Below are 17,850 nucleotides of genomic sequence, written 5' to 3' on the forward strand. Positions count from 1 at the left end.
TAACGCCTTTTCGCTACTGAATTTCATCTGAAATGAAGAAATTAATAATGAACGGGTTTTTTCTCTTGTACATCAACATGTAATGAAAAAACATCTGGACGAGAATAATGACCAACAGGATCAAAATCTAGCTTACTTTTAATTAAGGTCGCACGATCAAGTTCAGCGTATAAAATGGTTTTTTGGTTCAATACTGGACCAGCAATAACTTCACCTAAAGGCCCAACAATAACACTTGCCCCTCGCATCACAACATCATCAGGGTTATCGGTCAAAATACTACGATAATCCTCACCATACTCTCCTCGTGTAATGTACTGGCAAGCGCTCAATACGTAGCAACGCCCTTCCATGGCAATGTGTTGCATCGAAGATAGCCAAGTATCTCGGTCATCGGCAGTAGGAGCACAATAAATTTCAACGCCTTGAGCATACATAGCAGAGCGAATCGCTGGCATATAATTTTCCCAACAAATCACTCCTCCGATATTACCAAGTTCATTCTTAATAACATTTAACGTAGAACCATCACCGAATCCCCAAACTAAACGCTCTGCACCAGTAGGCATTAATTTACGACGTTTACTTACTAATCCAAGTGTCGGATCAATAAAAGCAATCGAACAATATAATGTAGAGCCATCTCTCTCAATCACACCTAGCACCACAAAAACATTATGCTCTGCAGCACTTTCTTTAATTTGTTGTAACTCTTTACCATCAATTTCAACAGCCCCTTCAAAATAGCGCATAAAATCTTCGCGGCCTTCTGGTAATCGCGTACCAATCGGGGCATCAAAACTTAATCCTTTCGGATAAGTACCAAGAAATGCTTCAGGGAATACAACTAACTCAGCACCTTCACTGGCAGATTGAGCAATTAATTGGCACGTTTTATCTGTCGTAGCCTGCGCATCAAAAGGCACACTGCTGTCTTGCACCACTGCCACTTTACAAATTGATTTCATCATTTTTCTCCATTTTTGTTACTTAGTTGTCGTTGATGATTGAGTATCTTCAGTATTATTTTTCATATATTCATCAAACATGTCGTGATATCCAACAATTGAACGCTGCGAAACTGGTTTACTCAATTTGCTAACGATTAAAGTCACTAAAATATTGATAATAAAAGCTGACAAACCAGGTCCTAAAGGCACATCAGGTTTAAAAAAGGCAATCAAAGCCATCACAACAGCACCACTTAACAATCCATAGAAAGCACCAGACTCAGTGATGAAGCGGAAATGCAACATACCTAAAGCAGACGGTACAAGTTGTAGCCCTAAACCAAAACCTAATGATGCAATGGGTACGATTAAGCCAGCCCCACCAGGTGCTAACGCTAAAACTAGTACTAATAATGTTAAGGTCCCCACCACTAAACGAGTTACTTTAGTCACGCTTTTACTCGACATCGGTTTATTGCGTAAGCTACCGACAACATCTTCAGCAACAATACTGGCAGAGGATAATAATTGGCTATTTATGGTAGATATCGCTGCAGCTAAAATCCCAGCAACAACAAACGCGCCTAAAATAGGTGCATATTCAGCGAAAATAAGCGGTAAAATAGTATCACTCGTTTCCTTATTAACTCCTGGAACAATGCCAGGTATAGCAGCAGCTGTACCTATTACTAGTGGAATAATAGCCATCATCCATGAGTTCCAAAATGGAGTCATGATGGCCACTTTTCCTAATACTGCAGGTGATGATGCAGAGTAAAATTTCTGCCACATGTGCGGTAACACCCAAGCGCCAAACCCAAGACCTAACCAAATCTCAATCATTTTTAGTGGCTTACCAGAATTGACCATTAACTCCGGCTTATAAGACATCACATTCTCGAACATGGAAAATCCACCAGCAAGATAAGCAATATATAAAGCGGTACAAATAAGGATAGTGGCAAAGAATAGCCCCATAAATGAATCGGTCCATGCAGTACCTTTAAAGCCAGCCCATAAGACAATAATCCCCACCATTAGAGAAGTAATGGTCACACCAACAACATATGGGATCGCACCATTGGTCATCGTATCTAAAGCCAGCGCACCACCACTCACTTGAATTAACATCACTGGTACCAACGCTAGAATACCGATTAACGCAACCGTGGTGCGTAACCGTTTGCCATGATAATAATGCTCAACCATTTGCCCTGGTGTAATAAAGCCATAACGCTTACCCGCAAGCCAGATTCTTGCACCAAATAGCCAAATAAAAATACCATGAAAAATAGTCCAAACGGCAAAACCTATGAACCAAATCCCTTCTCGGAAGTAAGCACCGAATGACCCTAGAAGAGTCCAAGTAGAAAAGTAAGTTGCACCCATTGATAATAATAAAACGATGGTCCCCGTATTACGGCCACCGATTACAAAATCTTCAGAAGAGCCAGCCCCCGCGCCTTTATCACTCTTTTTCGCTAAGAAAGAGATAAACAAAAATGCCCCAATGAAAGCACTTAATAATACAATGGTAATAGTGTTATTCATTGCGCTCTCCCCATGACATCGGCTTATTATTTAAAGCATTAATAAACGGAGTAAAATACAGAGGATATATAGCCAACACACATAGGGTTAATATCACATTACAAACTAGGGTTAATGCTAATGGCTCAGGTAGGAAACCAATTAAAGTTGGTGAATTAAATAGGCCGAAATAAGGTAGCCAGGTTAAAACTAAACACACGCACACGACTAACCACAGTAGCCTTCTCATTATTTTCATTGTGTATCTCCTTATACAATTATTTTAAAGTTGTTCTTTTACTGCAATGAAATGTTCAAATTCTTATACTACGCTTGGAATTTGTGTTTCACATATAACAATTTTGTGCACATTGCGTTGCCAAAAACTGCACATATAATCAACAAGCGTGTATTATTTAATAAACAATTTAATTTTTAGCTTAAGGATGAGCGATGCAGGTATCTTCTTTCATGTATTTTCTTGCAGTTGCAGATACTGGTTCAGTACGTAAAGCTGCGGCTAATTTGCACGTCAGTGCATCAGCGATTAGTAGGCAAATTAAGAATTTAGAATATAGCTTTAAAGCAACATTGTTTGAGCGACGTATTTCAGGAATGGTACTCACTGAAGAAGGTCAGATAATTGCACAACATATGCGCCGCACCATGCGTGAAATGGAATTAGCGGAAGCAAAAGTAAATGATATTAAAGGTTTATTGAGTGGCACCATTTCATTTGCATCAATAGAAGGCGTCATTAGCTCTTGGTTGTTACCGACTATGGATGATTTTCAACAGCATCATCCAAACATTCATTTTGATGGAAGAATATCTGCTTCAGAAGCGGTCTATCAAGCGGTCGCAGCAGACCAAGTTGACTTTGGCATTGCAATGCAGGATATCCCGAGACCAGATATTGAAATAATTGAAAAATTTGAAACCGGTTTTAAAGTCGCGATGTCACCCAACCACCCATTGGCTAACTCTAACTCCTTAACATTAACGCAGTTAACTCCTTACCCTTTATCGATGTTAAACGAAAACTTTCTAACACGGCAAATACTTAATAGTATTGCGATTCAACGACAACTTAACTTTACTATTATCTGTAATGTAGACCATATAGGAATGCTCAAAAGCTTTGTATTAGAAAGTAATGGACTTACTATTTTACCTGACTACGCAGTTACTGAAGAGATAAAAAATGGCAGTATGCATATTGCTGACATTAATCAACAAGAGATGCCTCATAGCGTCACCGTACTATGTGTCAAAAAAGAACGTAGAATGACTAAAGCAGCGGATAAGTTTTTAAATATTATTAGGCAAGTACATTACGGCCGTTAATGATCGGTCTGAATATATGAACTATCAAACAACATAAAGCTAAATAAACTGTCATTGATTGAAAAATGCTTAAACCTAATAAAACAGGTTTAAGCATCTTTTATTTAATCTCAGTTTGGGTTAACAAAAGTAAAATGATTAAAGAAATAGTTTAACGGCCCGTTATAAGTAGCAGTGTTGGCTCACTTTCCTTATCCAATATTAAGGTTATTTACTGGCGAGTTTATTTGCAGTCCAAACATACAACAGTTCGAGTGCAATTGTAGCTCCAGCTAACGCTGTAATATCGCTTTGGTCATAGGCTGGAGAAACCTCCACTACATCCATTCCGACTAAATTAATCCCTTGCAAAGCACGAATGATTTTCAATGCTTTATCAGAGCTTATTCCTCCGCAAACAGGCGTGCCAGTACCCGGTGCAAATGCTGGATCTAAACAATCAATATCAAAGGTTAAATAGACAGGTTTGTCTCCAACGGTTGCTTTAATTTGCGCCACAATGTCATCGACACTGCGATCATTGGCTTCCATGGCATTAATCACGTTAAAACCATGGCCTTGCTGTTTGTATTCCGTGCGAATACCAATCTGTACCGATGAAGCAGGATCAATCAAGCCTTCATTGGGCGCATGATAAAACATAGTGCCATGGTCATAACTACTACCATTATTGTAGGTATCGGTATGTGCATCAAAATGAATCAAAGCCATTTCACCATGATGCTTTGCATAAGCGCGTAATAAAGGCAGGGTTACAAAGTGATCTCCGCCTAAACTTAATAGCATTTTACCGCTGTTAAGAATTTGATCCGCAGCTGCTTCAAGACGCTGTGTCATATCGTTCGCATCACCACAATCAAACACTAAATCACCTGCATCAATGACTTTTGTATGATCGAACAGCTTAAATTGCCATGGGAACTTCTTACTTTCCCAGGATAAGTTAACCGATGCCCGGCGCATAGCATCCGGGCCCATGCGCGCACCAGAGCGCCCCGATGTCGCCATATCAAATGGCACACCTAACACCACCACATCCGCTTCTGCCGACAGAGGATTTTTCACTAATGGACGACGCATAAAGGTCATCGCATTAGAATATAAAGAGAAATCCTCTTTAGTGAACAAGTCGTCAAAACCATGCTTAGCTGCAACTTGAGATGAAGCTGACATCTAAAAACCCTCTAAATAAGTGTAACCCGCTAGGCCTTGCTCTAGCTCATCTAAAATACTTTGTTGCTCTTCAGGTGATACACGAGAAGAGGCTAACGCACGGTAGTTGTCACGAATTGCTTCCACATCGATATGTACATATTTCATTACATCTTCAACGGTATCGCCCTCGTTGACCGATTCAATATCTAAACCACCCTGCTCATCAACATTCACCACTACACTGTGTGTGTCACCGAATAGATTATGCATGTCGCCTAAAATCTCTTGGTATGCGCCGACTAAGAAAAAGCCCATTAAATAAGGCTTGTCCGCAGACCAGGCTGGTACAGGTAAAGTTGTTTCAATGCCTTGTCCATCAACATATTGGTCGATAACCCCATCGGAATCACAGGTAATATCCAATAATACAGCTCGGCGCTCTCCTGCATTTTGTAGGTTAGACAGTGGTAAAATTGGGAATACTTGATCAATCCCCCATGCATCTGGCACCGATTGGAATAGCGAGAAGTTAACAAAGAACTTATCCGCTAAACGCTCATTTAAATCATCTAAAATAGGACGATGAAAACGATTCTTAGTGCTCATTTGCAAGCTTAATTCGTGATAAATACGTAACGCAACTTGTTCACCCCAAGCACGCTGTTGGAGATTAATCACACCCGTTGCAAATTGATTATGCACTTCCACAATATCACTTTGCGTATCATTGTAGATTTCAATCAATGCACGATCATCACTACCGCCAGATAATAAACTCCAGTTATTCCACATGTTTTGTAACAACAATGAAGCTTGTTCTACAGGTGCTTCAATCACTTCAGGTTTATAGGTTTCCGCGCCAATAACATTAGTAATTAATACCGCGTGATGAGCCGTTAATGAACGACCAGACTCAGAAATAATCATTGGCTTTGGTTGTTCATAAAGGCTACATACATCGCTAATGGTGATCACGATATTACGTGCATATTCCGCTAAGCTATAGTTCATGGAGTTATGTGATTGACTACGTGTTCCATCGTAATCTACCGCTAAACCACCGCCGACATCTAAGTAATCTAATGGCACGCCCATCGCTCGTAATTCACAGTAAAAACGCGCTGCTTCACTAACGCCATTTCGCACGTCACGGATATTGGCCATTTGCGAGCCTAAGTGAAAATGCACTAACTGTAATGTATCTAATTGGTTTTCCGCTTTTAGGCGCTCAACCACAGTTAATACCTGTGATGCTGCTAAACCAAATTTAGACTTTTCACCACCACTTGATTGCCATTTACCAGCACCTTGTGACGCTAAACGAATACGTAATCCCATGCGTGGTTTAACACCTAATGCACGCGCTTCTTCTAATACTAAATCTAGCTCTGATAATTTCTCTAAAACAATCAGTACTTTATGACCTAGCTTTTCACCAATTAACGCTAAACGAATGTATTCTCTGTCTTTGTAACCGTTACAGACAATCACTGAACTCGCTTGATGCGCTAATGCTAACACCGCTAATAATTCAGGCTTACTGCCCGCTTCTAAGCCCAGTTGTTTTTGCGCTAGTTTTGCTTGGCTTGCTAAAATCTCATCAACCACTTCTTTTTGCTGATTTACTTTAATTGGGTAAACTAATAAATAGCTATTATCATATTCAACTTCTTTGATTGCTTGATTAAAAGCATCACAAATATTATGCACACGTTGATGCAATATTTGTGGGAAACGCACTAATGCAGGCATGCTTAAATTACGAACTGCTAATTGCGCTGCAATGTCACTTAACGCGACTTTATGCTCACTATCACTACGAGGTGATACATACACTTCACCTTGATCGTTAATACCGTAAAAACCTTGGCTCCAGTAGCGAACATTGTATTCAGCTCGGATGCGTTCCATATCAATTGAATGTTGCAAATTCGTGTCTCACAAATAAGGTAAAAATAGTAATGACTCAGAAAACTGAAGTCAGTGTTTTATTGGCGCGGATTATTGGTGAAGAATGCAAATACGTCTAACTAATAATTTTGCAGTTATTAATCAAAAAAATTGTTTAATAGGTTATCTATATGCATTTTTATTGATTATGGAACATCAGAAGTATCGAGAAGACTCAAATGCCCAGTAAACTCGCGTTTAAGTACAATAAAAGCTAAGTGAATTAAAAACACAGGACATGCTGCTAAGAAACGATCAGGTTGATTCAATAGTTAATCAATAACGATTAACTATTGAAATTTTTATTTAAGTTATTTGATTTTTGTTACTAAAATTTGTTCAACGCGTACACCTTCAAGGTCAAGCACCTCAAACTTGTAGCCTTGATGAGAAAAATGATCAGTCCGCTTTGGCAAACGTTTTAAAATGTAAATCATAAACCCAGCAATGGTTTCGTATTGAGTACGATCTGGAAAATCCTCAATAGATAAACAACGCATTACATCATTAATAGGCGTTAACCCTTCGATTAACCAAGAAGATTCATCACGTTGTACAATTTGTTCTTCATCTTGATGGGTAATCAACTCGCCCATAAAGCTACTTAACAGATCTTTAACCGTGACAATTCCCACCACAGTGGCGTATTCATTCACAATCACAGCAAAAGGCTGAGTGGCAACTTTAAACGCATTCAAAGCTTCAGACAGGGTAAGCGTTTCCGGTAAATAAAAAAGCTCTTTATCTACCTGCGTAGGGTGAAGTTGTGCTAACTCCCCTTTCAATACTAAACGCAAAATTTCCTTTGATTCTATGCTCCCTTCAATATGATCTAAGCCACCATTGCACACCAAAAAATCATTATGTGGTTGTTCAATAATTTTCTGGCTAATATCTTCGCTGCTATCATCTAAATCAAAATAGATAATTTGATCACGTGGTGTCATCACACTACCAACTGTGCGGACTTCTAAGTCAAATACATTACCAATCATCTGATACTCTTGCTTTTGCAAACTACCATCCTCAGCACCTGCATCCATCATCGCAATAATATCTTCAGTGGTCACTAATTCAGTACGTTCAGTGGGGATATGAAATAAACGCAGCATTATATTGGTTAAACCATTAAACAAAAATACAGCTGGCATTAACAAGAAAGTGATACCGCGCATCAATGACACAATACGGATCGCCACTGATTCAGGCATGATAATAGCTAATCGTTTTGGTAATAGATCAGCAAATAGAATAAACAAAGAGGTCAAACAGATAAAAGAAAGAATAAAGCTAACTTGGTTTAATAATCCCCCTTGATAAAACAGACTGATCACTTGTTTGATATAAGGAGTTAAGGCTTGCTCACCAATAATACCACCTAATATAGAAATACCATTAAGCGCGATTTGCATCATCGCAAAAAAGTTACCCGGTTGTTGTTGTAACTCCAATACTTCTAAGGCTTTTGTGCTACCTTCATCGGCCATCACTCGTAGTTTTATCTTACGTGCCGCGGCAATAGAGATCTCTGACATCGCAAATACTGCGCCCGCTAAAATTAATAAAACAATGCTCAACACATCACTCATTTTTTATACCCTTTTATAGCAACAAACCACCTTAGGTGATTGTTACTGCATTACAGACTAACCCATTTAGCTGTAAAATTTGGCGCATTATAATGTGAGTTTAAGGTTGAACAACGGTTATTTTTATAAAAGTAAAGTTTTGTTTGAAAACGATATTTAACCGACTGAATATAAAGGATTAAGTTTATTTAAGATAAGTGTTACACCGCTAAAAAGATAGCTGCGCTTTGAGTTTACGGGTAATCATTAATAAACCAATTAAAAAATAACAGGGCTTAATATGCGATTAGATTAAACTCAAATCACTAAAGCAACAACTAACACTGCATTCTTTATCTCAATTAGTTTATTATGTGCGCTGGTTTTTAAGCTCGATAATAAAAATAAGATTTTTAAAAACCTAGGTGAGTCGCATCAAGCGATACTTAAAGTGACGTTAGGTAAATAGACTGTTCAAATAATACTAACTATTACAATAAAATAGCTGTTATTTGGCACAACATTTAATCAAAGGAAGGAAAATAGCTTGTTATACCGATAGCATTAAAACAGTCAATTCAATTCTAAATAGCAATGACTTCATCTAAAGTGGAATCCGGTAAATGTAGCCATTTACTCAACTATTCACTTAAAGTAAGCAACGTTAAGTAGAAGAGAATAACACTTAATAAATGCATTCAGTATAAAACCAGACTCATTATTTTTAATAAAAATAATAATAAAAATGATAGTTTTGAAGGTGATTTTAGCTGTTTAGTTATACCAATTACGTTAATTAAAAGATCTGAATTTTGCATAGGGAAAATAACTCAACTTCAAACGTAAATTGAGGTAAATAATCATTCCATTTACAAAATTTACAACGACAAAGTAAGTTATTTAAACAAGTAAAATAGATCAGTTAATTTAGGTGCTTGGCATTACTCGCATCACGACACTTTTCAACCAATATCTCCTTTAAAAATTATCAGTCCTAAATTTTAAAAGGAAAAATAATGAAGTTTGCAAAAATTATAATGTTAAATTTTGCTTTTTTAACACTATCAGGATGTGTGGGTGGACTAACTGATAGACAAGATAGGGAATATGCTGCATTTGAAAATGACGGTGTATTAGTAGAAGAGAAAACACCTACTTTGGGTGCTTTATTGGGTGTGTTACCTGGTGCTGGTTCTTTTTATACCGGTAACCCAGGACGCGGTATTACCAATTTACTTTTATGGCCGTTTTCTATTTTGTGGGAGCCGGTCAATGGATGGAATGGCGCCAGGAAAATTAACTATGATATGACAGCTTATCGTCTCAAAAAACAACATGAGAAAGAGCTGTTGATATTAGAGTTTCAATATAAAAATGGTGAAATTGATAATAATGAGTACTATTTTAAGCTACAAAGATTAACTCAAAAATACCAGTACCAATATTAAAGTATCAAAAAAGGATAGGTGTTACTCAGTGTAAACTGTTGACACCTAAACTTTTATTCAATGTGTATAGACAAAACCACCGTAAAGATATTTAGTTGCTTCAGCTCCTAAAACAACCACTTTATCTCCTTTCTTTAACCGACCAGAATTAACTAATCTCGCTAAACTTACCCAAATAGCCGCCGATCCTAAATTACCCAACACTTTACTATCATTAATTACACGGTGAATAGGCACTCCTAATTTTTTTGCAATCATTGAGTCGATATAACCATTCGCTTGATGCGGTAAAATATAATCAAAGTCATCTAACTGATAGCCACGTGACAATATTGCCTGTAACCCTAACTCAAATAGTTTTTCACCATTACGTTTGACTTCTTCAGTATTGTGATGAAAACGCGCCATTTCACCAGTACCCACTTTATCTGACCCACCATCCAGATAAAAACCTGAAGGTTTATCATGGCCAATTTGTCCCATGTAAATATCACTAATGCGTTGACTTGATTGGCTCGCTTGCTGCACGATAGCAGCTGCGCATCCATCTCCCATTTGCATATAATTAACTAATTGCGAGGTACTAATAAAACCTTTATTAATATCAAAATACACTGAACCCGTTTCACAACCAATAATAGCTAAAGGTCGCGAGTCACTAAGGCTAAAAGCACTCGCTATTTGTAAAGCATTAGCAAAACCAGTACAAGCTTGTCGCAACTCCAAATAAGGAGCCTCAATATTTAATTGATCTGCCACCCATGATGCATTAGGTGGTACTTGCGTGTGTGGCGTGCAAGTATGACTCAATAAATAGCCAAGATCTGATACTGATACATTTGCTTGTATTAATGCTTGAGTTAAAGCTTCGCCACTCATTTCAATACTTGACGGTGTACAGCCACTTAAAGAACTGGTTAAATCCCGCACCAAATGGCGCTCCTCTACACCTAAACGCCTAGCTATGATAGCGGCCTTTCTTTTTGCTGTTCGACCACATAAATTTTCAAGTGCCTCAAATAAGGCTGCATTAGTTATATGTTGAGGAGGTAATACTGCATTAATTGATAATAAGTTAAGATCATTCGGTGCAAAAGTTACTGCCATTTAGCCTCCAAAGCGTTAAAAACACGCGCCAGTTCTACACCTAAAGCGGCAAAATGTTGATTTTGCGAACTTAATAATTTATGCAAGCTTTTACACACAGCAACTTGCTCTGACTTGAACATACTAGGTGTTGCTCCTAATGCTTGAGCATAATGCTTAGCAACATAAACATGCTTCGCTTCATCTTTTTTAATCAAGCCACAAAGCACAGCAAAAGGGTGTGAAACGCCTAATGATGAATGTTCAAATTCATGCATAATTTGAGTAACGCAAGCGTCTAATACAGCAATTTTAATAAAATGCTGACATCGTCCCTCTCCCCTGCCTAACTTGGCATAAAACAGCCTTGCTTGACCTTGTATTTTTTTCTGTGTTGGCACAATTGGTAAGTGTTGAAGTATCCATTGTAAGGCTTGGTCATGACGGGACTCGTCTTCTTCAACTTCAATTAAGCTATTAACCATAGATTGATTTTCAACAGTTGATTGCGAAAATAAGCGCGTGATCTCTTGGTTAAAAACTAATTGAGCCGATTGTTCTCCGCAGAGTAATAACGGGATTAAATGAGCAAGAATAAATTGCTCTTCTTCCGCCCAATGTGCTGCGCAATTATCGGGGTTATTAGTCCAATCACTAATACGTTGACCATTAGCATTCTGTTGTTTAATACCAACCAATAAAGGAGTGTCGGGTAATGCAAAACAACGAGATAAATTATGGGGCATATTTATTACCTTGCTGCACACTGCGGTAAATAAATAATATTTTGAAGTCGTGAACAGAAGCTTTATCGTGAGGCACTATATAGCAAAGTGCTTTATTTTTGTTCAAGGTCATTACTCAATTTCCTACAGTAATATAAAGAAGTTATTACTAGTGGAAGACCTTAATAAAGATATTTTTAATTCAATTATTTAGTTTAAAACGCAGATATAAGAAATAAAATATATATTACAGATATATCGAAGAGCTAAGATTACCCACTGCAAACATAAAAATGCTACTCACCTATAGCTAATGAGTGGCATCCTATTACATAAGTTATGCAGTCACTTTAAATATGTCTAATGGCTGACATCAATCACTTTAAATGTCACTGACGCATAGTCAGGTGAACTAGTCCCAGTTTTATTTTGATTATATAAGCCGGCTTTAAAGTACATGTAATCATCAGCATAGAAATCATCAATGGTGATAGCATCCGTATCGCTTGATACACGAATTAATTGCTTAGAACGTGTTTTAGTATACTCAATTGAATCAGCAGTCGTATAAGTATAACCATCATGCCAGACCGTTACTTTTAATTGATCCCCAGTTAGGTCAATCTCATAGCTCCACTCATCACCTAAGGCAATACCATTTTCAGGTTCAACAGGGTCACCACTTGCATCTTCATCCGTATCATTTTTATCAGTAAAACCAATTACATTAATACGATCACCAGGGTCACCGCTTGAATCATCAACGGTAAAGAACACTGAGCCTTTGTCATGCTCAGGTAGTTTACGATAATAGATTTTTACTGGCTCATGATCTTCACCGTGAATTTGACCAACGATAATGCGACCAATTTGATCTTCGCTATCGGCATCAACAGAGACTGTATTCACGATTAAAGTTGCTTTCATGTTACCATCAACACCACCTACCAAGTCTTGATTACTTTCAGATGCTTCACTGGTTACCCAGTTATTTTTAGTAAAACCTTTAACGTTTGCATCACCACCATCATTGTATCTTGCCATCAACTCACGTAATTCAGAACGAGGGTAAGTTGAACCGCCAGAGCTAGCTGCATCATTAGCAACTGTGAAGGTAGGACAACCATCTTCCCAAGTAATCTCTTCTGCTCCATTAGACCCTAATGTTTTGTTATCGACTAAGTCTTGAATGTCATCAACATCATTCATTGAAACACCGTCACCGGTTGTATATCCCCAGATTGACATATCAATATTACAGCTACCCACAAAAGTCTCTCCAACCGTTGACTCTTCTGTTTCCTCCGTTGTGTCTTCAGTAATTGACTCTTCTACTTCACCATCAGAACACCCTAGGATTTGTGCTTCAACAATACTATTCCACGTTGACCCCGCAGAATTACCAGAACCAGTAACACGCACATAACGCGCCTCTGAATCAGTGACATCAATGCTTTCATAACTTGTATCACTACCAGACGAAATGCCACCAGCGTAAACCGAAGACCAATTGCTATTATCCGTTGAAGTTTCTATGTCAAAATAAGAACTACGTTCACTGCCTTTATACCACTGTATTGCTAACTCTTTTACCGATGCTTCTCCACCTAAATCAAAAGTAATGGCTTTACCTACTCCTTTAGAAGACCAACGTGAATCACTTGATGTATTTTTATCAATCGCGTTTTCAGGACCATGACCATCATTTGTTCCATCATCCGTTGCAGAATCTATTGCTAACGATGTATTACCACTACAAGTGCCGGATTCTATACTTTCTTCACTAACCGATTCAGATGTCCCTGTACTTTCTAATGCAAAATCATCAAAACGAGCTTCATCACCATAGTAATTACCAAAAATAGTAATAGTCGTGGCAGATCCAGAATTAAAAGATGCTGTTACTAATTGATAGTCATCATCGCCTCCACCAGTACGTGTATAACGTGTGCCGTCGACCGTTGCTCCAATTTTCCCGGTTCCCTTGATATAAGCCGTTAGCTCATAATCTGTATTAGCTTCAACCGTTACATCTTGCTCAAACTTACCACCATCACCACTAATTTTGGCGGCTTTAGAGCCACTACGTTCATCGCTAGAAATTGATGACGGGTCGGTATCCACCCAGCTATCACTGGTAAAACCGTCTTCGAAACCAGCATTCGTAATGCTAACCGATGCCGCATTGGCCGCAGGGATAACAGTGACAGATAATGCAGCAGCTACAAGTGCTGTTGTATATCTCAGTTTTGTTTTGAGTTGCATAAAAAGAATTCCTTAAGAGTTGTATTCCATAGAAGTGGTAAAACATTGCCTCCTATCATTAATAAATTAAATAATTGTTTTGTTGCATAAATGCGCGGCTAGGATTAGATATTTTGTATTACTTAACAACTAAAAGCAGGTAAAAAGGTGAGTAAAAACAAAATTTTAACCCCCTTAGACTTCATTGGTCACATATATAACGAATAGGTACTTTCACCCTTGAACTAATCAACAAAAAAATAAGCACTTGATAATTAACAGAAATAAAGAGAATCATTAAAATATCTTAATATGTCTCACTTTCGATAACGTAACTACTGTTCAGGGTTAGAACGCAGTTTAAAAGATTATAAAAACGTAAAAAAATAAAAGTTAGCGTATAAAAAACCAATTAATCAAAAGCTTATAAAAATCACATAAGAGAAAGTTGAGAAGAGATGGCTTATATTATTAGTTTTAATTAGATGGCATTGAATAAAAATATTTACAACATGAACAATGCCACTTTATTTACATACAATATTACAAAAATGGCAGGCGGTAGACTGCATGAATATGTCTATTTATAAACACTGAATAGTTATGCCTTATATAGGCAATAATAATTAAGACATACAAAAAAGTTTAAAATCAAAACTTACGACTTCGTTTGTATTCATTAACAAAATGAATAATAAAACACTTAATTCCCATTTAATTTACAAAAAAAATCAAATTAACTAAAAAATAAAGTAGATTAATTTCAATAACTTAAATATAAAAACAAACCATTAAAACTCTAAATTCCTGCTTATTTAAGTAATAATTCAAATTTATTTCACTTTCACTGCATCCAAAATTGCTTGTCGATTGTAGTACCTAGTAACAGTAGGAAAACAACTGTTTTCATATTCAAAATCTACCAATAAAAAGGAATACGACAATGAAAAATCAATACATGTTGAAAGCACTTAAAATCACAGCAGTATCGGCATTAATGGCAGCAGCTAGCCAATCTTATGCAGGTACTTTTTCTCAAGAAAACTTACCAAGTGAAGTGCGTGTACCAGCAGGTAATCAAGTCGCAATGTTTACCGCTGCAAAAGGTAACATTACCTGGGAATGTAAAGTAGATACATCAGATGAAGAAAAAGCAAAATGGGCATTTGCAGGTCCTCGCGCAATTTTAAGTGATAACAAAGGTAACCATTTAGTTTCTTACTTTGGTCCACCAGCAACATGGGAATCATTAGATGGTTCATCGATCACTGGTAAGCAGTTAGCAGTATCACCTTCAGCGAAAGGTAGTATTCCAATGCAGTTAGTAAAAGCTAATGAATCAGCTCGCCCAGGTGCATTAAAAGATGTTACTTACATACAACGTATTAATTTAAGCGGCGGTGCTGCACCTGAAACCGGTTGTAACATGGATAAACTTGGTCATAAAGTAGTGGTTAATTACTCTGGTGAATACTTATTCTGGAAAGCGAAATAAGCGTTTTCTCTCACTTCTAGAAAACTATTATCTAGAGTAAGTGAGTGTAATGCCTTAAGATGCCCAGTTACATACTGGGCTTTTTTGATTAAGGAAATCATTTGTCATCATCAACTGGATTTGATTATGAAAGTGTTCTACAGCATTGCGCGCAAGGTGACCGACGAGCCCTAACGCAATTGTACGAGCAAGAAGCTTCTAGATTACTGACAGTGGTCATGCGCATTTTAAAAAACCGTCCATTATCAGAAGACGTAGTGCATGATGCTTTCATTAAGATTTGGAAAAATGCACGAGCTTATCATCCAGAGCTTGGCTCTGCGCGTGGTTGGGTATATACATTAACACGCAACTTAGCGTTAAATGCATTAAAACATACCAACCGCCAAGTATTGGCTGAGCCAGACTTTTTACTCGATTTGTGTGATAACCAAGTCTTAGCCGCAGCAGGACAGACCGATGATATAACAGAACTATCTGAAGACCATTTGGCTCAAGCTTCTCTGCAAACTTGTTTAGAATATTTAGAGCCAGAACGTAAGTTGTGTGTATTGCATGCTTATGTAGATGGTTATACACAAGACGAAATCGCTAAATTGATTGATAAGCCACTTGGCACAGTCAAATCATGGATAAAACGTAGCCTAAATGCTTTAAAGGAGTGTTTACAATGAATAAAAACACGCACAAAACTCCTGACATAGATGAAGATTTAGCAGGCCAATACGTACTAGGAACGTTGACTGCTGAGCAACGACATGAATTTGAGCAACGTCTAGCAAACAACAATGAGCTTCAAAAAGAAGTTAATCAATGGCAAGCACACTTTTTATCATTAACAGATAGATTAGAGCCGATTATCGCACCTCAACCTTTATCTGCTCGCATTGAACGTAGTTTGGATGAGCTTGAAATATCACCTAAACCAATAATGCAAAATAAGACCAACCCACTATTATCTTTTTGGCATAACTTATCGTTATGGCGTGGATTTTCAGTTGCCTGTTTAGTGCTAGTTATGGTGTTAGGTTTCAAACTACAAACATTACAACCCGTATTGAGTGAACCTACTTACATTGCCGTATTAGTACAGCCAGAAGATAAAACGCCAGGTTGGGTAATACAAACTAGCCACAGTAACCAGATGCAGTTAGTGCCATTAGGTGCAGTGGAAATACCAGCAGGTAAAGCATTACAATTTTGGACTAAAGCAGAAGGTTGGGATGCCCCGGTCTCATTGGGCTTAGTAAAAAAAGGCGAAACGCTTAAATTGGACATTAACAAGTTACCACCACTCACTGAAAATCAATTATTTGAGTTAACCTTAGAGCAAGAAACCGGCTCACCAACAGGTAAACCAACAGGCCCAATTACTTCTATCGGGCGTGGTATTTCAATGTAATACAACTGCGATTAACTAAGATAGGAATACAATATCAACAACAAATGTTGTATTCCTGCTTTAGGAGTTACCGATAGTCAGTCATTACACAATAGCCTATCTCAAGTCTCCTTATAATTAACTTCTGCCTGCATAGGCTTGTGGTGTAAAACCAAACTGCATTTTAAATGCATGAATAAAACTACTGACACTTTTATATCCTAACTGGTGCGCTACTGCGGTGGAGCTTTCACCTCCGTTTAACTGGCCTAAAGCATTCATCAATTTAAAACGACTTCGCCATTGTCGATAAGTCATCCCCGTTTCAGCTTTAAATAAGCGCTCCATGGTACGCACACTCGCCCCTGCTAATCTTGATAAATCATCCAAAGATAAGTTGTGTTGTGGATGCTGTACCATATAACTCACCAAACGTTGCAAACGCGGGTCTTTACCGGAATGAATATACACATCACTCCTTTCTAATATGTCTAACTCATCTATCGCCACTAAACCCAAATGTTTAACGCGCTGCTCCGTTAACGGATTTTTCTGCTCAGTTAAACGCAATATAATCTCTTGCATTAATGGTGTCATGGTCAACATGGCAATATTCTTTTCATGCTTTCTAACAGGATAAAAAGGGTCAATATAAAGATTACGGATTTTAGTCTCCGTTTCACTACTCACTTGATGGGTAATACCACCAGGTATCCATAGAGCATGTGTAGATGAAACTACCCAAACCGTCTCTTCACCGCTTACTCTCAAAATTCCTTCCTCTGACCATAACAATTGTCCACGCGGATGATCATGCACCACCATGCCCTCTTCGGCACGCATATTTCTGCCATGAGAAAGCACAGGTTGTTCTGGGTCGATAATGTATGCCATCTCACTCGGAGGCAACCTTGTCGCATCAAGAATATAATTTGTCATAATTCACACTTAAAACGTCATTAAAGTTGGAT

15 protein-coding genes are annotated in these 17,850 nt (G+C 37.8%); 5 read left to right on the forward strand and 10 right to left on the reverse strand.

All coding sequences use genetic code 11. The annotated features are described in order from the left end of the window. Nucleotides 1-41 precede the first annotated feature (41 nt). Genes V5290_RS01660 through V5290_RS01670 form a run of 3 tightly spaced genes read right to left on the reverse strand, consistent with a single transcriptional unit; the run spans nt 42 to nt 2,739 of the window. Nucleotides 42-971, reverse strand: a complete 930-nt coding sequence (locus tag V5290_RS01660) for a carbon-nitrogen hydrolase family protein (protein WP_333381066.1) — start codon at nt 969-971, stop codon at nt 42-44. 15 nt (nt 972-986) lie between these two features. Beyond that, nucleotides 987-2,501: a sodium:solute symporter family protein gene (locus tag V5290_RS01665; RefSeq protein WP_333381068.1), complete on the reverse strand. Its 1,515-nt coding sequence runs from the start codon at nt 2,499-2,501 to the stop codon at nt 987-989. Next, complete coding sequence (locus V5290_RS01670) at nt 2,494-2,739, reverse strand: hypothetical protein (RefSeq protein WP_333381070.1); 246 nt, start codon at nt 2,737-2,739, stop codon at nt 2,494-2,496. The genes V5290_RS01665 and V5290_RS01670 overlap by 8 nt, the downstream gene beginning before the upstream one ends. 194 nt (nt 2,740-2,933) lie before the next feature. Here V5290_RS01670 and V5290_RS01675 point away from each other — a divergent pair, with 194 nt between their 5' ends. Next, nucleotides 2,934-3,827: a LysR family transcriptional regulator gene (locus V5290_RS01675; RefSeq protein ID WP_333381072.1), complete on the forward strand. Its 894-nt coding sequence runs from the start codon at nt 2,934-2,936 to the stop codon at nt 3,825-3,827. Between the two features lie 207 nt (nt 3,828-4,034). On the opposite strand, the gene speB is transcribed toward V5290_RS01675, so the two are convergent. The 3 genes from speB to V5290_RS01690 form a co-directional block, all read right to left on the reverse strand. Next, entirely contained in the window at nt 4,035-5,000 is a 966-nt protein-coding gene (gene speB, locus V5290_RS01680) for an agmatinase (protein ID WP_333381074.1), read from the reverse strand. Further along, nucleotides 5,001-6,911, reverse strand: coding sequence for a biosynthetic arginine decarboxylase (speA, locus tag V5290_RS01685; RefSeq protein ID WP_333381076.1), 1,911 nt, complete (start codon nt 6,909-6,911; stop codon nt 5,001-5,003). It abuts the gene before it with no gap. Between the two features lie 332 nt (nt 6,912-7,243). Beyond that, nucleotides 7,244-8,521: a hemolysin family protein gene (locus V5290_RS01690; protein ID WP_333381078.1), complete on the reverse strand. Its 1,278-nt coding sequence runs from the start codon at nt 8,519-8,521 to the stop codon at nt 7,244-7,246. Between the two features lie 995 nt (nt 8,522-9,516). Between V5290_RS01690 and V5290_RS01695 the strand changes: the two genes are divergently transcribed. Next, entirely contained in the window at nt 9,517-9,948 is a 432-nt protein-coding gene (locus V5290_RS01695; RefSeq protein ID WP_333381079.1) for a hypothetical protein, read from the forward strand. A gap of 57 nt (nt 9,949-10,005) precedes the next feature. Here V5290_RS01695 and V5290_RS01700 read toward each other — a convergent pair whose 3' ends face one another. The 3 genes from V5290_RS01700 to V5290_RS01710 form a co-directional block, all read right to left on the reverse strand. Then, nucleotides 10,006-11,055: a 3-oxoacyl-ACP synthase III family protein gene (locus V5290_RS01700; RefSeq protein WP_333381081.1), complete on the reverse strand. Its 1,050-nt coding sequence runs from the start codon at nt 11,053-11,055 to the stop codon at nt 10,006-10,008. Then, nucleotides 11,046-11,780 (reverse strand): hypothetical protein, encoded by a 735-nt coding sequence (locus tag V5290_RS01705; protein WP_333381083.1) that lies wholly within the window; start codon nt 11,778-11,780, stop codon nt 11,046-11,048. Before V5290_RS01705 ends, V5290_RS01700 begins: the two co-directional genes overlap by 10 nt. 339 nt (nt 11,781-12,119) lie before the next feature. Continuing rightward, on the reverse strand, nt 12,120-14,024 hold the full coding sequence (locus V5290_RS01710) for a polysaccharide lyase family 7 protein (RefSeq protein WP_333381085.1): 1,905 nt from the start codon (nt 14,022-14,024) through the stop codon (nt 12,120-12,122). A 922-nt stretch (nt 14,025-14,946) separates the two neighbouring features. On the opposite strand from V5290_RS01710, the gene V5290_RS01715 reads away from it, so the two are divergent. The 3 genes from V5290_RS01715 (at nt 14,947) to V5290_RS01725 (ending at nt 16,900) form a co-directional block, all read left to right on the forward strand. Next, complete coding sequence (locus tag V5290_RS01715; RefSeq protein ID WP_333381087.1) at nt 14,947-15,498, forward strand: DUF3455 domain-containing protein; 552 nt, start codon at nt 14,947-14,949, stop codon at nt 15,496-15,498. Nucleotides 15,499-15,599: 101 nt separating this feature from the next. Continuing rightward, on the forward strand, nt 15,600-16,172 hold the full coding sequence (locus V5290_RS01720) for a sigma-70 family RNA polymerase sigma factor (protein ID WP_333381088.1): 573 nt from the start codon (nt 15,600-15,602) through the stop codon (nt 16,170-16,172). Beyond that, nucleotides 16,169-16,900, forward strand: coding sequence for an anti-sigma factor (locus tag V5290_RS01725; RefSeq protein ID WP_333381090.1), 732 nt, complete (start codon nt 16,169-16,171; stop codon nt 16,898-16,900). The genes V5290_RS01720 and V5290_RS01725 overlap by 4 nt, the downstream gene beginning before the upstream one ends. A gap of 117 nt (nt 16,901-17,017) precedes the next feature. On the opposite strand, the gene V5290_RS01730 is transcribed toward V5290_RS01725, so the two are convergent. Continuing rightward, the gene (locus V5290_RS01730; protein WP_333381092.1) at nt 17,018-17,818 is read right to left on the reverse strand and encodes a helix-turn-helix transcriptional regulator; all 801 of its coding nucleotides are present in this window, start codon (nt 17,816-17,818) and stop codon (nt 17,018-17,020) included. Nucleotides 17,819-17,850 lie beyond the last annotated feature (32 nt).

It is taken from the genome of Psychromonas arctica, assembly GCF_036697365.1.
In the GTDB taxonomy this organism is placed as follows: Bacteria; Pseudomonadota; Gammaproteobacteria; order Enterobacterales; family Psychromonadaceae; genus Psychromonas; species Psychromonas arctica_A.

Coding starts and splice junctions, on each gene's coding strand:
- V5290_RS01660 (WP_333381066.1), bottom strand. CDS start 971: ATGATGAAATCAATTTGTAAAGTGGCAGTGGTGCAAGACAGCAGTGTG.
- V5290_RS01665 (WP_333381068.1), bottom strand. CDS start 2,501: ATGAATAACACTATTACCATTGTATTATTAAGTGCTTTCATTGGGGCA.
- V5290_RS01670 (WP_333381070.1), bottom strand. CDS start 2,739: ATGAAAATAATGAGAAGGCTACTGTGGTTAGTCGTGTGCGTGTGTTTA.
- V5290_RS01675 (WP_333381072.1), top strand. CDS start 2,934: ATGCAGGTATCTTCTTTCATGTATTTTCTTGCAGTTGCAGATACTGGT.
- speB (WP_333381074.1), bottom strand. CDS start 5,000: ATGTCAGCTTCATCTCAAGTTGCAGCTAAGCATGGTTTTGACGACTTG.
- V5290_RS01690 (WP_333381078.1), bottom strand. CDS start 8,521: ATGAGTGATGTGTTGAGCATTGTTTTATTAATTTTAGCGGGCGCAGTA.
- V5290_RS01695 (WP_333381079.1), top strand. CDS start 9,517: ATGAAGTTTGCAAAAATTATAATGTTAAATTTTGCTTTTTTAACACTA.
- V5290_RS01700 (WP_333381081.1), bottom strand. CDS start 11,055: ATGGCAGTAACTTTTGCACCGAATGATCTTAACTTATTATCAATTAAT.
- V5290_RS01705 (WP_333381083.1), bottom strand. CDS start 11,780: ATGCCCCATAATTTATCTCGTTGTTTTGCATTACCCGACACTCCTTTA.
- V5290_RS01710 (WP_333381085.1), bottom strand. CDS start 14,024: ATGCAACTCAAAACAAAACTGAGATATACAACAGCACTTGTAGCTGCT.
- V5290_RS01715 (WP_333381087.1), top strand. CDS start 14,947: ATGAAAAATCAATACATGTTGAAAGCACTTAAAATCACAGCAGTATCG.
- V5290_RS01725 (WP_333381090.1), top strand. CDS start 16,169: ATGAATAAAAACACGCACAAAACTCCTGACATAGATGAAGATTTAGCA.
- V5290_RS01730 (WP_333381092.1), bottom strand. CDS start 17,818: ATGACAAATTATATTCTTGATGCGACAAGGTTGCCTCCGAGTGAGATG.